This is a genomic window from Nocardia sp. BMG51109, from assembly GCF_000526215.1.
Classification (GTDB): Bacteria; Actinomycetota; Actinomycetes; order Mycobacteriales; family Mycobacteriaceae; genus Nocardia.
In genome coordinates this window covers 7,349,631-7,363,785 of the sequence record NZ_JAFQ01000004.1, presented here as the reverse complement: position 1 = coordinate 7,363,785, position 14,155 = coordinate 7,349,631, and the positions used below count along the sequence as shown (strand labels likewise).

Here is a 14,155-nt window from a genome sequence, read left to right as displayed (position 1 = left end):
CATCAGGTGAGGCAGGCGGGACCCAGCAGCGCCTTGAGTTCGCCCATCAGGGCAGGCGACGGCCGCACGCGGTAGCGCGGGTCGATCGCGAGTAGTTGCGGTCCGTTCTTGCCTACCAACCGAATTCGCACTTCGGCCGGGCCAGGGTGTTGCTCGAGCGTTTCGCGCAGCGTGCGGACGGTGGCGGGGGTGCACGCCGGGACGGGGATGGTCACGACGATCGGCCCCGCCCCGGACGCCCCGGCCAGGTCCGGCACGGTGACCTGGTCGCCGAGCAGCGACATGCGCCCGTCGCGGACGCTGACGTGCGCGGTGACCAGCAGGACGGCGTCCTCGGCGAGCGCGGTGGCGGCGCCGGCGTAGGCGCCGGGGAAGAACAGGATCTCGGTGGTGGCGTCGAGATCCTCGAGCCGCACGATCGCCCACGGCTCGCCCTTCTTGGTGACCCGGCGATCGACCGACGTGACCAATCCGCCCACCACCACCTGCTTGCCGTGCCCGATGCGGCCCTCGGCGACCGCGGCGACGGGGGTATCGCACCGCGCGGCCAGTGCCGGGGCGATGGCGTCGAGCGGATGCCCGGAGACGTAGAGGCCCAGCATTTCCCGCTCGAACCCGAGCAGCTGCCGGCTGTCCCATTCCCGGTCCGGCACGGGCACCTCGAATACCGATGCGGCCGAATCAGAGTCGTCGACCGAGCCGGAGAAGAGGTCGAACTGCCCACGCGCCGCGGCCTTCTTGGTGCTCATCGCCGCGTCGACGGCCTCGCCGTGCACCAGGTGCAGCCCCTGCCGGGGATGTTTCAGCGAATCGAAACCGCCCGCCTTGACCAGGGATTCGACCACCTTCTTGGTGCAGGCCGTGGCATCGACCTTGGTCAGGTAGTCGGTGAAGCCGGTGAACGCGCCCGCGGATTCCCGTGCGCGGACGATGGATTCGACGACCGGTTCGCCCACGTTGCGCACGGCGCCGAGGCCGAAGCGGATATTTGAACCGACGCAGGTGAAGGTCGCGGCCGACTCGTTCACGTCGGGCGGCAGCACCCGGATGCCGCGCTTGCGGCAGTCGGCCAGGTAGCTCGCGGACTTGTCCTTGTCGTCGCCGACCGAGGTGAGCAGCGCCGCCATGAACTCCGCGGGATAGTTCGCCTTGAGGTAGGCGGTCCAGTACATGACCAGGCTGTAGCCCGCGGCATGCGACTTGTTGTACGCGTATCCGGCGAACGGCAGCACCGCCTCCCACAGCGCAGACACTGCCTCGTCGCGGTATCCGTTGTCGTGCATGCCGTTCCGGAAGTTCTCGAACTCCTGGGCGAGTACCTCGGGCTTCTTCTTGCCCATCGCGCGGCGCAGCAGATCGGCCTGTCCCAGCGAGTATCCGGCGACCCGCTGCGCGAGCTGCATGATCTGCTCCTGGTAGACGATCAGCGCATAGGTCTCGGCGAGGATCTCCCGCAGCGCCTCGTCGAGGTCGGGGTGGATCGGGGTGACCGATTCGCGGCCGTTCTTGCGGTCGGCGTAGGCCCAGTGCGCGCCGACGCCCATCGGCCCCGGACGGTAGAGCGCGTTGGAGGCGACCAGATCGTTGAACTCGGTGGGCGCCATCCGCAGCAGCAGCTCCCGCATGCCCGCCGAATCCATCTGGAACACACCGAGATTGTCGCCGCGGGCGAGCATGGCGTAGGTCTTCTCGTCGTCGAGTCCCAGGGTGTCGAGGTCGATCTCGATGCCGCGGTTGTCACGGATATTGGCCAGGCAGTCGCCGATCACGGTGAGCGTGCGCAGGCCGAGGAAATCCATCTTCAGCAGGCCGATGTCCTCGCACGACGGGTAGTCCCAGCCGGTGATGATCGCGCCGTCCTGCGGCCGCTTCCACAGCGGCACCACGTCCATCAGCGGCTCGCTGGACAGGATGACCGCGCACGCGTGCACGCCCGCGCCGCGCACCATGCCCTCCAAACCCACTGCGGTGTCGTAGATCTGCCGCATGCTCGGGTCGGCGTCGAGCAGCGCGCGCACCTCGGCCGCCTCGCCGTAGCGTTCGTGCGCCGGATCGGTGATGCCCGCGACCGGAATGTCCTTGGCCGCCACCGGCGGCGGCAGCGCCTTGGTGATGCGGTCGGCGAGGGCGAAACCGGGCTGGCCGAAATGCACGCGGGCGGAATCCTTCAGCGCGGCCTTCGTCTTGATGGTGCCGAACGTGATGACCTGCGCGACCTTGTCGGCGCCCCAGCGCTCGGTGGCGTAGCGGATCATCTCGCCGCGGCGGCGATCGTCGAAGTCGATATCGATGTCGGGCGCCGACGGCCGCTCCGGATTGAGGAACCGCTCGAACAGCAGGCCGTGCTCGATCGGGTCGATATTGGTGATCGCCAGCGCGTAGGCGACCAGCGAACCGGCGGCCGATCCGCGGCCCGGCCCGACCCGGATGCCCACCTCGCGGGCGTGCGCCACCAGATCGCCGACCACCAGGAAGTAGGCCGGAAAACCCTTGTCCCGGATGATGTTCAGCTCGAACTCCGCCCGGTCGAGATAGTGCCCGGGCACCCCGGCAGGGAAGCGCCAGCGCAGGCCCGCGGCCACCTCGTGGCGCAGCCAGCTGTCCTCGGTGTGGCCGTCCGGCACCGGGAACACCGGCATCCGGTCGCGGAACTCCCACACCTCGTCGTACGGTTCGACGCGTTCGGCGACCGCCAGGGTGGCGTCGCAGGCGCCCGGCACCTCGTCGTCCCACAGCGCCCGCATCTCGGCGGCCGTCCGGAGGTAGTAGCCGTCGCCGCCGAACCGGAACCGGCTCGGATCGGAGAGGGTCTTGCCGGTCTGCACGCACAGCATCGCCTCGTGCGCCGACGACTGGTGCCGCAGCACGTAGTGACAGTCGTTGGTGGCCAACGGAGTCAGGCCCGCCTTGTCGCCGACCGCGAGCAGATCCTCGCGGACCCGGCGTTCGATGGACAGGCCGTGGTCCATCACCTCGAGGAAGAAGTTCTCCGGGCCGAAGATCTCGCGCCACCGACCGGCGGCCTCGTACGCCTCGTCGAATTGTCCCAGGCGCAAACGGGTCTGGACCTCACCCGACGGGCAGCCGGTGGTGGCCATGATGCCCTCGGCATGGTCGGCGATCAGTTCGGCGTCCATCCGCGGCCACTTGCCGAGCTGTCCCTCGAACGAGGCCAGCGACGACAGAGTGAACAGATTACGCAGTCCCACAGCGTTTCTCGCGAACATCGTCATGTGCAGGTAGGCGCCCGAACCGGAGATGTCGTCGGACTTCTGCGACGGGTCGCCCCAGAACACCCGCTTACCGGAGAACCGGGATTCCGGCGCGACGTAGGCCTCGATGCCGATGATCGGCTTGATGCCCGAGCGCTGCGACTGCCGGAAGAATTCCGCGGCCCCGTACATGTTGCCGTGGTCGGTCATCCCGACCGCCGGCATGCCCAGCCGCTCGGCCTCGGCGAACAGCGGCGCCACCTTGGCCATGCCGTCGAGCATCGAGTACTCGGTGTGGTTGTGCAGATGGACGAAGGACGCGTCGCTCACTCGAATCACCTGTGCCGTAGGTCGGGATCGGCGCAGTCGGTTGTGGAAGCGTCTACGCCGGTGCGGTATTCGGGTACATATGACCAGGTGAATCGGTGTGCGTCGAACAACCGACACGTTATGCTGCACAACCGATGGTTGTTCTGGGAGGTGTGATGACGGATCTCGACCTGACGGCGGTGCGGGCGTTCGTGACCGCGGCCGACGAGCGGCAGTTCGGCCATGCCGCCGCGCTGCTGGGCATCAGCCAGCAGGCGGTGTCGAAGCGGATCGCCAAGCTGGAGGCGCAGCTCGGTGCGGCGCTGTTCGACCGCGTGCCGGCCGGGATCGTCCCGACCGCCGCCGGCCTCCGGCTGCTACCGCATGCGCGGTCGCTGCTCGCCGTCGCCGAGGGGGCGGTGGCGGCGGTGCGGGAGGCGCCACGGCAGCTGCGGGTCGCGATCCTGGGGGAGCGGCAGGGCGCCATCGAGCAGATGCGGTTCTACCTGGACCGCCACCCGGAATCCGATGCCGAGATCGTCATCTCGGGCATGTCGGTCACCTCGCGGGACATGCTGGTGCACGGACGCGCCGACGCCGCGTTCGCGCGGCCGCACGGCGGGCCGCGGCCGCTCCCGGCGGAAATCGCCGCCGTCCCGGCCTACCTGGATATCGCGCATCTGCTGGTCGGACGGAATCATCCGCTCGCCAAGCGATCCGCCGTGACGATGGCCGAACTCGGCGGCATGTCGGTGTGGATCCCGGGCGCCGGGGTCCCGTCGGAATGGGCCGACTACTACCGCGAACTGAGCGAGTTCTGCGGTGTCACAATCGATACCACCCGCCGGTCGGACCGGGGCGGCGAGGCTCGGCGGGACCCCACGGAGGGCATGACGGCCATGCTCGACCGCATCGCCGCCTCCGACAGCCTGGCCACCATCAGCGGCGACAACTTCCGCGACCCGTGGCATCCGCACATCCGGCGACTGCCGATCGTCGACCCCACCCCCGCCTACCCGCACGCCCTGCTGTGGTCGACCGCCAACCCGCACCCCGGCCTCTCGCACCTGATCGCCTACTTCCGCGACACCTACGACCGCGATCTGGCCCGCGATTTCTGGGTGCCGGCACCCGACCGGGAGTTGTTCCTGCCCTGAGGGTTTCGGCGCAGACTGCGAACTTCTTCGGAACTCGGAGACGGTCCGGCCGCCGGTCTCTGCGGATCGTGCCGGCTCGACGCGCGTCTTCGCGAGTTGTCGACCAGGGCCTCTGCCGACGTGCGGATCGCGACGGATCATGCGTGCGCCGGACCGGGAGCCCGAACGACACTGCACGGTCGCCGCTGTCCGGCGCGAGTTTCCGGCGACCGATCGGTCACCCCCGCGCCCGGCCTGTGGCCGAGGCGTGATCGGCGCCCGGATTCGTGCGGTGCCAGGGACGTGTGGAGCACGTCACCGGTAAACCCTTCGACCCCTCGGCGCGATCTTGTTATCCTGGGTCTCGTGCATCTTTACTTCCTCTGATCACTCCGGGCCCGCATCCGCGTCGGCGGATTGCTGAGGGGCCCCGTTTCGATGTTCGGTCGCACCGGTTTCCGCGGTGCGTAGTCATCGACCAAGGCGCACCTTCTTTCAGCCCTGCGGCTGACGTGTGCCCGGAGGAAGAATCATGATCATCTGGACTCATCCTGCCCGTGCTCGGGCGCAATTGACCTGTTCGGACGTTGTGGTGCGGCGCGGGGAGCGCACCGTGCTCGACGGCGTCGATATCACGGTGTCGCCCGGTTCGCGGTGGGGGATCGTCGGCGAGAACGGGCGCGGCAAGTCGACGCTGCTGCACGTGCTCGCCGGCCTGCTCACGCCCGACGAGGGGGAGGTGCGGTGCGTCGGCACATCGGCGCTGGCCAGGCAGGAGCTGCCCGACCACGACGACCGCACGGTCGGGAATCTGGTCGACGAGCACCTGGCGGCGGCCCGCGCGGCGATGGAGCGGCTCGACGAGGCGACGGTGGCGCTGGCCGAGGAGCGGCCCGGCGCCGAGCAGCGGTACAGCGACGCCCTGGATCTCGCTCAGCTGCTCGAGGCGTGGGATGCCGACCGGCGCGTCGACGTCGCGCTCGAAGGTCTCGGGGCCGTGACTGATCGGGATCGCCTACTGGCGACCTTGTCGGTGGGGCAGCGGTATCGCGTGCGGTTGGCCGTTCTGTTGGCGGCGGGCGACGATTTCCTGCTGCTGGACGAGCCGACCAACCATCTCGACCACGCGGCACTGGAGTTCCTGACCGCCCGGCTGCGCGCCCATGCGGGCGGAGTGGTTGTGGTGAGCCATGATCGGGCCCTGCTGGCGGACGTCGCGGACACGATCCTCGACCTGGATCCGACCCACGACGGCCGCCCCCGCGTCTACGGCGGCGGATACGCCGGGTACCGGGAGGGCCGCCGGGCCGAGCGCGAGCGCTGGGAGCAGGAGTACGAACAGCAGCGGGCCGAGCGCACCCGGCTGGCCCAGGACCTGTCGGCGGCGCAGAATCGCCTGGTCACCGGCTGGCGACCGGATAAGGGCACCGGAAAACATCAACGCGCCACGCGGGCGGGGTCGGTGGCGCGGGCCGTGCACCGGCGGCAGGACGAGCTGGAGCGGCACCGGGTCACCGCGCCGACCCCGCCGCAGCGGTTCGCCATGCCGGAACTGCCGGTCCGACAGGGGGTTACGCTGATTCGTGCCGAGAATGTCACCGTCGCCGGGCGATTGCCGCGGCCGGTGGAGCTGTCGCTGGATTCGGGTGACCGCCTGGTGATCACGGGTGCCAACGGCGCGGGCAAGTCCACGCTGCTGGCCGTGCTCGCCGGATCGCTCACACCCACCACCGGTGCTGTCCACCGGGCCCGCAGGGCACGAGTTCGCCTGCTACATCAGGAATCTCGGCTGCCACGCCATCGCCGGGCCCGCGAGGTGTACGAGACGCACGTGGCGGAGCTGGTGACGGCCGGACTGCTGCCCCGCGACGAGACCACCGGTCTGGCCGGGCTCGGCCTGCTGACCTCGCACGAGGCCGGCAAGCGGATCGGCGACCTGTCCATGGGCCAGCAGCGCCGCCTGGAACTGGCCTGCGCCTTGGCAACCCGCCCGCACGCCCTCCTCCTCGACGAGCCCACCAACCACCTGTCCATCACCCTGGTGGACGAACTCACCGAGGCCCTGCACACCACCCCGGCCGCCGTGGTGGTAGCCACCCACGACCGCCAGTTACGCCGGGACGTGGCCGACTGGCCCCACCTGCCCCTGTCTCCGTCACCGCAACCGTCGGCGAGCAGCGTACGTCGCGAGCCGTCCGGCACGACCGGCGAGTGACGCGGCGGTACCGGCGAGCACGAGAACACCCACGGCGATACAGGTCCGGGGCGTCGACACGCCCTGCGATGCGCGGCCCCGCGAGTGCGACGGCCACGGGGATGGTGGCGAAGGTGAACAGCGAGGTAGTGCGGAGGTTGGTGTTCTCGTGGGAGGTCCGGGCAAATCCATTGTCTCGCCCAGGATTGTGCGAAACGTCAGAGGAGGCCGTGCTGTTGGTGGTGGGTGTTCGGCAGGTCGTGGCCGGCCGGTTTCGTCGTTCCGTAGCCGAGGTGGTCGGTGATCTCGCGGACGGCGTTCTGCTGGTCGGGGGTCAAGGCGCGTGGTGGGCCCGCGGTGGCGGCGTCGAGGTAGATTCCGCAGGCCCACTCCAGTAGGAGCGTGTTGTCGACCGCCTCGGTGAGGTCGGCGCCGAGTGTGACCGCGCCGTGGTTGGCCAGGAGGGCGGCCCGCCGGTCGTGTAGCGAATCTCGCACGGCCGCAGCGAGTTCCGGGGTGCCGAACGGGTGGAAGGGGACGACCGGCGTCGGGCCGCCGAGCGGGAGCTGCTGATAGTGGACGACCGGGAGCTCGTCGCGGACCAGTCCGAACGCGATCGAGCGCGGGGCGTGCGTGTGCACGATCGCACCGGCATCGTGGGTGCGGTAGATGGTCACGTGCAGTGCCAGCTCCGAGGTCGGCGCGAGCGCGCCGTCCACGACCGCGCCGTCGACATCGACCACGGTCACGGCGGATTCGGTGAGTTCGGCCAGCACCGCGCCGGTCGCGGTCACCGCCACCAGGTCGCCGCAGCGCACACTCAGGTTCCCTGCCGTCCCGAGCACCAAACCCGCCGCCGCGAGCCGGCGACACTGCGCGACGATCCCGGCACGAGCGGCCTCCACCGACGACATTCCTCCAACCTAATCGAAGCAGCAGGCTCCTCCGAGGGCGCACATCTGCCGCGATGAATTCCGGCTGCCCGGCCCGTCGGTACGTATATCCCTACCCTTGGAGGAATATCGTGCGAACAGAAGCGGTCAACCTGGATGGTTACGGCAACGCCCCGTTGCCGTGGGCGCGGGCGCGGCAGGCATTGGAAGGTTTCGCCGCAGGTCCGGACAACTCGGTCTTCCTGAGCACCTGTCGGCCCGACGGCCGCCCCCACACGACCGGCATCGGCGCCCTGTGGCTCGACGACGGCGTCTACATCGTCAGTGGGGAGTCGACCCGGAAGTCCCGCAACCTCGCGACGAATCCGTTCTGCACCGTCGCCTTCGCCCTGCCCGGACTCGATCTCGTCGTCGAGGGCACGGCCGCCCTCGTCACCGCCACGGAGACCCTGGAACGAGTCGCGCACCGCTACCGAGAGGTGGGCTGGCCCGCCGAAGTGCGGGACGGTGCCTTCACCGCACCCTTCAGTGCCCCGAGCGCCGGCCCGCCGCCCTGGCGCGTCTACTTCATCACTCCGCACAGCGCCGTCGGCGTCGCCTCCGCCGAACCGCACGGCGCCACCCGCTGGAGCTTCGCCTGACATCCCACGGCGGACGTCATCGCACGATGCCCAGCCGCCACCGGCAGGCCGTCGATCGGCTTGCGCCGTATGGACCGTGCGCCCGAGGTACCGGAGTTCCGCTGTTGTATTCACCTTGTGGTGAAGGAACTTTCGGTCGCCTCGCCCGCCGAGGCGCCGGCCGGATCGCCGGTCGCCCGGCGCTTCCCGGCATACGACAGCACGACCATGGACAGGCCCGAGAGCAGGAGACCGAGTAGCGGGAACAGCGGCAGGTAGGACACCCACACCAGGGGCCCCGGCTGCGCGAGGGCGACGGTTGCGGCGACGACGGTTGCGGTGAAGGCCACGGCCGACCACCGGTGCGCCTGCCGGATCCACACGGCGAGTGAGTGTTTCCCGATGTCGGTGCGGGCCGTTCCCCTACCGGCCGTCCGGTCGCGTCGCCTGGTCACATACGGCAGCACGAACATGTACAGACCCGAGAAGAACAGCAGGGCCAGCGGTAGCAATGGCAGATAGGACACCCAGACCGGCCCCCGCACCGCCAGGGTGATGACGGTGACAACCACAGTCGCCGCGAAGGCAATGCCCAGCCGGCGGTGTACGGACCGAACAGACTCGTTCCCGCGCATATGTTTTCTCCTCCGATGTCGAACAGCCGCACCCAGGTCATCCACCGGGCGGGCGGCAGTGGCGAAAACGTTAGCCATGGCCCGGTGACCACCGCTTCTCGATTCCTGACCGTTCGTCCGGGTCGACGGGCAGGACAGTCCTCGAATTGCCGGCCTTGCCGCATGCCGAGAGGAAATGTATTAGCCATATCGACAGACCAACCGTCGGTCTGTAGTCTTCCGGGAAGGAGGTGTTGCCGGTGCGCCAGGTCAAGAGGCCCGAGGTCCGGCGGTCCGAGATCGTCGCCGCCGCGGCGGAGCTGTTCGCGGCGCGGGGATACGAGAAGACCGGCGTCGCGGATATCATCGGCCGCCTCGGTGTCGCCAAAGGCTGCTTCTACCATCACTTTTCGTCCAAGGACGAGGTGTTCGCCGCCTGCGCCGAGACGCTCTCGGCGCAGGCCCGCACGCGCTACCTCGCCCTCCTCGGCGACCTCTCGGTTTCTCCCCGGGCCCGCCTGCTGGCGTATCTGGACGACACCTACGACGTGCCCATGCGCGGGGGAGTGCTGTCCGTGCTGCACGGCGACCGCTTCCACGACCTGCACAGCAGGGTCGCCGAGGAGGTTGTGGCCGAGGTGCGCCCGGCGTTGGCGGCGTTGATCGCCGAGGGCGCCGCCGCCGGGGAGTTCGCTTCCGGCGACCCGGAGTTCGCGGCGACGGCGCTGATCGGAGCGTTGCGCGGGCTGCACGAGGTCTACGCCGAACGCGCGGATCTCGGTCTGCGGCAACACCATGACCAGGTGCTGGAGCTGATCGGGCGCATGCTGGGATTCGCGCCCGGCGGGCAGGACGACTCCGGAAGTGGTCACGGACGTGGAGGGAGCACAGTATGCAGGCCGACCGGGTGACGTTCGCCTCCGCCGGCACCGCCCTGACGGGATACGTCTACACACCGGAACACCCGGCCCCGGGCAGCGCCTGCGTGGTGATCTGCCCGGGCTTCGGCGGTACCCAGGACACCCCGTCGATCATCGCCGCGGCAACGGCATTCACCGAGGCCGGGTACCTCGCGGTGACCTTCGACTACCGCGGCTTCGGGCAGAGCGACGGACATCCCCGGCAGGTCCCCGACATTCCGGGCCAGCTCGAAGATGTCCGCGCGGCAACGGAATTCGGCCGCAGCTACCCGGGGGTCGATCCCGATCGCATGGTGCTGTGGGGAAGTTCGCTCGGCGGCGGGCATGTCGTGTCGGCGGCCGCGGCGGATCCGCGAATCGCCGCGGTCGTCGCCCAGGTGCCCTTCAACGGCTTCCCGAAGAAGGCCGAGGGACGCTCGGCGACAGCCACACTGCGGCTACTGGCGGCGATGTTCCGCGACCGGCTCCGCGGTGCCCTCGGGCGGCCACCGTTGTACATCCCCGCCGTGGGCCGGACCGGCGACCTGGCGGTGATGACCGGCCCGGGGGCCGAGGACACGATCGCGGCGATGGCGAGCGAGACCTGGGAGAATCGGGTGGCGCCGCGGGCGCTGCTGCAGATGGCGCGCTACAAACCCGGAGACCGTGCGCCCGAACTGCGGATGCCGCTGCTGGTGTGTATCGGCGAGTACGACCGCGAGACGGTCGGCGCCGACACCGTGGAACTCGCCCGGAAGGCGCCGCACGGCGAACTGCGCAGCTACCCCTTCGCGCATTTCGACATCTACCGGGCGGACAACCGCACGCGAGTGCTCGACGACCAGGTGGCATTTCTCGAACGGGTACTCACGCGAGCCCGCTGACTCACAGCGCTCCGCCGGCGTCGATCAACTGCGTTGTGCCCGTGACGAATTTCGCATCGTCGGACACGAGATGCAGGACGGTGGCGGTGATGTCCTCCGGCTCCAGCGCCGCGACCGACATGCGGTTCAGCGTCCGGGCCGCCTCCTCGAAATCCATCCGTCCCGGGCTCTCCAGGTCGGGGCGGAACAGCCGGTACGTGGCCTCGTTGAGGACCATCTCCGTGGCCACCGTGGTCGGATGCACCGTGTTCACCCGAATATTGTGCGCGGCAAGCTCTTTGGCCATCACCTTCATCAGCATGACCAGGCCCGCTTTGGAGGCCGAATAGTGGGCCATGTTCTCGTTGGCGCGCATGGCCGCCAGCGAACTGGCGATGACGACGGAGCCGCCCCGGCCGCCGTCGATGATGTGCGGCACCGAGGCCTTCAGCGTTTTCCAGGTACCGGTCAGGTTGATGTCGATCATGTCCTGCCAGGTGTCTTCGCTCATTTCGAGTGTCGGGGCCGGGCTGGAGATGCCCGCGTTGGCGACGACGATGTCGAGCCGGCCGAGGGCGCCCACGCCTTCCGCGACCGCGGCCGCCAGGGCGTCGTAGTCGCGAATATCGGCCTCGCGGGCGATGGTTCGCTGCCCGGTGGCCTCGACCAGCCGCGCCGTCTCGGCGAGATCCTCGGCGTCGGCGAGCGGGTACGGGACGCTGTCCACCGTCTCGGTCGTGTCGACCGCGATGATGTCGGCGCCTTCGCGAGCGAAACGTACTGCGTGGCTGCGTCCCTGGCCTCGCCCCGCGCCTGTGATGAACGCAACTCTACCGTCCAGTTTGCCCATGTGCCCTCTCCATCGCCGCACTACCCCGACATGATCATGCTGCTGACCGGGCTCGACAGTATGGCATCGGGCGACACCTCGTCGAGCGCCGTGAAACGACGCCCGCGCGCCGCGGAGCTATGGTGGAGCTACTGTCGGCCGACGGGTGCGAGGCCCGGGGGTCGCGCTGTGAAAGTTGCCGTCCGATATTGGAGTTCGCTACTTGTCCACGCCCGCGGATCCCGCGCACCCCGAGGCATCGCCCGCGCACGTCACCGGACCGCGCGTGAGCCTGTACTCCGGCGAATTCGCCGCCGACCCCCGCCGCGCCTACCGTGCAATGCGTGATCGTTACGGGTCTTTGGTGCCCGTCGAGCTGGCGCCGGGCGTTCCGGCGACGCTGGTCGTGGGTTACCGCACAGCGCTGCAGATCCTCAACGACCCGGACCGCTTCCCGGCCGATCCGCGCGCCTGGATGCAGAACGTGCCGTCGGACTGCCCGGTCCTGCCGGTGTTGCAGTGGCGGCCCGCCGCGCCTCGCAGCGCCGGTGCCGATCACGCGCGTTACCGCGGCGCTACCACCGCGGCCCTGGACGGCGTGAATCTGCACGGGCTGTACGGCATCGTGGAGCGGGCGGCCATGTCGCTGATCAATTCGTTCTGCTCGGCCGGTTCGGCCGATCTGGTCGCGCAGTACGCCGCGCCGCTCGCCTTCGAGATCGTCAACGCGATGCTGGGCTGCCCGCCCGGAATCAGCGAGAAGGCGGCCGCGGCGACGGCCGCGATCTTCGACGGCGTGGATGCCGAGGAGGGCAATCGGAGGTTCGGCGAGGCCGTGCTCGAGCTGGTCCGCCTCAAGCACGCCGAACCCGGCGACGACGTCACGACGCGACTGCTGCGCCATCCCGCGCAGTTCGACGAGTTCGAGATGGTCCATCAGGTGATCGCGCTCTACGGCGTGGGAATGGGCCCGCTCCAGGGCTTGGTCATCAACGCCCTGCGGCTGATCCTGACCGACGACAGGTTCGGTGCCGGCGTCGTCGGCGGTTCCCTGTCGACCAGGGACGCGCTGGACCAGGTCCTGTTCGAGGATCCGCCGCTGCCCAACGCCAGCGTCACCTACCCGCGGCATCCGGTCATGCTCGAGGACACCTGGCTGCCCGCGCACCAGCCGGTGGTGATCAGCCTGGCCGGCTGCAACGACGATCCCGCGATCGGCACCGGCGACCACACCGGCAACCGCGCGCACCTGGCGTGGGGTGCCGGAGCGCACGGCTGCCCCGCCAAGCCGCTGGCGTACCTGATCGCGCAGAGCGCGGTCGACCAGCTGCTCGACGCCCTGCCCGAGGTGGAGCTCGCGGTTCCGGCCGAGAAGCTGACCTGGCGGCCGGGCCCGCTGCACCGGACGCTCGTCGAACTTCCGGTGGCCTTTCCGCCGTCCCCGCCGCTGCATCTTCCCTGACGCCCGCGGCCGCCCGTTTTAAGCGAAGAGTACAAACCGCCCGGAACGCGACCCGCGCTGACAGACTGTCGGATGGTGTCCATTCCAGGCAATCGCGACGGGAGCCGAGAACCATGGTCGAGCGCGACTTCGAACAGATGAAGAAAGACGCGGAACCGTTCATCAAATTCGAGAAGGATGTCGAGAACCGGATCGCCTACATCACCTTCGACCGGCCCGACGAGCTCAACTCGACCAATCTGGGGATGCGGCAGAACTATGCCGACCTGATCCACAAATGCAATGCCGACGACGACGTCAAGGTCGTGGTCATCCGAGGCGAGGGCGAGCACTTCGGCAGCGGCGGCGATCTGCCGGAACAGCGCGATATGCTGGAGAACCCGGGAATGCCGCTGCTGCACGAGGTCTCGATCAACGACGACAACGTCAGGTACCCACCCGGCGACTCCTACCGCTACCTGGCCACCCTCACCGACCACTACGCCAAGGCGTCCGCCGGGAACCGGCCGCTGCAGGAGTTGAAGAAGGTCAGCATCATCGAGGCGAAGGGGTACTGCTACGGCTGGCATTTCTATCAGGCCGGCGACGCCGACCTGGTGGTGTCCAGCGACGACGCCCTGTTCGGCCATCCCGCATTCCGCTACGTCGGCTGGGGGCCGCGGCTGTGGTGGTGGGCCGAGACGATGGGCCTGCGCAAGTTCTCCGAAATGTTGTTCACGGGAAGGCCGTTCACCGCCGAGGAGATGGACGAGTGCGGGTTCCTCAACAGCGTCGTGCCGCGCGAGGACCTCGAGGCGGAAACGCTCAAATACGCGCTGGCCTGCTCCAGATCCCGGCCCACCGACACGGTGGCCGTGCAGAAGACGTTCCTCGAGCTGTACAAGCAGCACAAGGGTGAATACTTCGGCAGCGTGCTCACGGGATTCGTGGAGAGCATGCTGCCGATGATGACCAACGACCGCGACAACTATCCCGATCTGACCGAGGGCACATTCGGACAGGGACTCAACAACGTGGTCAAGGACAACGACATGAACTTTCCGCCCGAGTGGCGGCTCAGCCGTTCGGGTCGCAAGAAGAAGTCCTGACGGAGATCGGCTGTCGGTCACGGCCGACCACGGACC

The 14,155-nt window shown here is 68.9% G+C and carries 11 protein-coding genes; 7 read left to right on the top strand and 4 right to left on the bottom strand.

From position 1 onward, the window contains the following. Nucleotides 1-2 precede the first annotated feature (2 nt). Nucleotides 3-3,494, bottom strand: coding sequence for a DNA polymerase III subunit alpha (gene dnaE, locus D892_RS0134695; RefSeq protein ID WP_369801849.1), 3,492 nt, complete (start codon nucleotides 3,492-3,494; stop codon nucleotides 3-5). Between the two features lie 203 nt (nucleotides 3,495-3,697). Between dnaE and D892_RS0134690 the strand changes: the two genes are divergently transcribed. Together D892_RS0134690 and D892_RS0134685 are read left to right on the top strand one after the other, a co-directional pair. Continuing rightward, complete coding sequence (locus D892_RS0134690; RefSeq protein WP_024805659.1) at nucleotides 3,698-4,678, top strand: LysR family transcriptional regulator; 981 nt, start codon at nucleotides 3,698-3,700, stop codon at nucleotides 4,676-4,678. Nucleotides 4,679-5,189: 511 nt separating this feature from the next. Continuing rightward, nucleotides 5,190-6,872, top strand: coding sequence for an ABC-F family ATP-binding cassette domain-containing protein (locus D892_RS0134685; RefSeq protein ID WP_036567691.1), 1,683 nt, complete (start codon nucleotides 5,190-5,192; stop codon nucleotides 6,870-6,872). A gap of 197 nt (nucleotides 6,873-7,069) precedes the next feature. Here the strand turns inward: D892_RS0134685 and D892_RS0134680 are convergent, their stop codons facing one another. Further along, the gene (locus D892_RS0134680; protein ID WP_024805657.1) at nucleotides 7,070-7,765 is read right to left on the bottom strand and encodes a class II aldolase/adducin family protein; all 696 of its coding nucleotides are present in this window, start codon (nucleotides 7,763-7,765) and stop codon (nucleotides 7,070-7,072) included. A 110-nt stretch (nucleotides 7,766-7,875) separates the two neighbouring features. On the opposite strand from D892_RS0134680, the gene D892_RS0134675 reads away from it, so the two are divergent. Beyond that, complete coding sequence (locus D892_RS0134675; protein ID WP_024805656.1) at nucleotides 7,876-8,385, top strand: pyridoxamine 5'-phosphate oxidase family protein; 510 nt, start codon at nucleotides 7,876-7,878, stop codon at nucleotides 8,383-8,385. Between the two features lie 110 nt (nucleotides 8,386-8,495). Here D892_RS0134675 and D892_RS48075 read toward each other — a convergent pair whose 3' ends face one another. Beyond that, entirely contained in the window at nucleotides 8,496-8,999 is a 504-nt protein-coding gene (locus D892_RS48075; protein WP_051499297.1) for a hypothetical protein, read from the bottom strand. A 239-nt stretch (nucleotides 9,000-9,238) separates the two neighbouring features. Here D892_RS48075 and D892_RS44200 point away from each other — a divergent pair, with 239 nt between their 5' ends. Together D892_RS44200 and D892_RS0134655 are read left to right on the top strand one after the other, a co-directional pair. Further along, entirely contained in the window at nucleotides 9,239-9,889 is a 651-nt protein-coding gene (locus tag D892_RS44200) for a TetR/AcrR family transcriptional regulator (protein WP_198037064.1), read from the top strand. Then, nucleotides 9,871-10,761 carry an alpha/beta hydrolase gene (locus D892_RS0134655; protein ID WP_024805654.1) on the top strand — a complete coding sequence of 297 codons (891 nt, stop codon included), beginning with the start codon at nucleotides 9,871-9,873 and terminating at the stop codon, nucleotides 10,759-10,761. Before D892_RS44200 ends, D892_RS0134655 begins: the two co-directional genes overlap by 19 nt. Before the next feature lies 1 nt (nucleotide 10,762). Here D892_RS0134655 and D892_RS0134650 read toward each other — a convergent pair whose 3' ends face one another. Next, entirely contained in the window at nucleotides 10,763-11,590 is an 828-nt protein-coding gene (locus tag D892_RS0134650; protein ID WP_024805653.1) for a mycofactocin-coupled SDR family oxidoreductase, read from the bottom strand. Between the two features lie 202 nt (nucleotides 11,591-11,792). Between D892_RS0134650 and D892_RS0134645 the strand changes: the two genes are divergently transcribed. Together D892_RS0134645 and D892_RS0134640 are read left to right on the top strand one after the other, a co-directional pair. Next, nucleotides 11,793-13,031 (top strand): cytochrome P450, encoded by a 1,239-nt coding sequence (locus D892_RS0134645; RefSeq protein ID WP_024805652.1) that lies wholly within the window; start codon nucleotides 11,793-11,795, stop codon nucleotides 13,029-13,031. A gap of 113 nt (nucleotides 13,032-13,144) precedes the next feature. Next, the gene (locus tag D892_RS0134640; protein ID WP_024805651.1) at nucleotides 13,145-14,119 is read left to right on the top strand and encodes an enoyl-CoA hydratase/isomerase family protein; all 975 of its coding nucleotides are present in this window, start codon (nucleotides 13,145-13,147) and stop codon (nucleotides 14,117-14,119) included. The last annotated feature ends 36 nt before the right edge of the window (nucleotides 14,120-14,155 follow it).

Excerpts from the sequence above, each read along its gene's own strand:
- D892_RS0134685 (WP_036567691.1), top strand. The coding sequence starts at position 5,190 with ATGATCATCTGGACTCATCCTGCCCGTGCTCGGGCGCAATTGACCTGT.
- dnaE (WP_369801849.1), bottom strand. The coding sequence starts at position 3,494 with ATGCTCGACGGCATGGCCAAGGTGGCGCCGCTGTTCGCCGAGGCCGAG.
- D892_RS0134655 (WP_024805654.1), top strand. The coding sequence starts at position 9,871 with ATGCAGGCCGACCGGGTGACGTTCGCCTCCGCCGGCACCGCCCTGACG.
- D892_RS0134690 (WP_024805659.1), top strand. The coding sequence starts at position 3,698 with ATGACGGATCTCGACCTGACGGCGGTGCGGGCGTTCGTGACCGCGGCC.
- D892_RS48075 (WP_051499297.1), bottom strand. The coding sequence starts at position 8,999 with ATGCGCGGGAACGAGTCTGTTCGGTCCGTACACCGCCGGCTGGGCATT.
- D892_RS0134680 (WP_024805657.1), bottom strand. The coding sequence starts at position 7,765 with ATGTCGTCGGTGGAGGCCGCTCGTGCCGGGATCGTCGCGCAGTGTCGC.
- D892_RS0134650 (WP_024805653.1), bottom strand. The coding sequence starts at position 11,590 with ATGGGCAAACTGGACGGTAGAGTTGCGTTCATCACAGGCGCGGGGCGA.
- D892_RS0134640 (WP_024805651.1), top strand. The coding sequence starts at position 13,145 with ATGGTCGAGCGCGACTTCGAACAGATGAAGAAAGACGCGGAACCGTTC.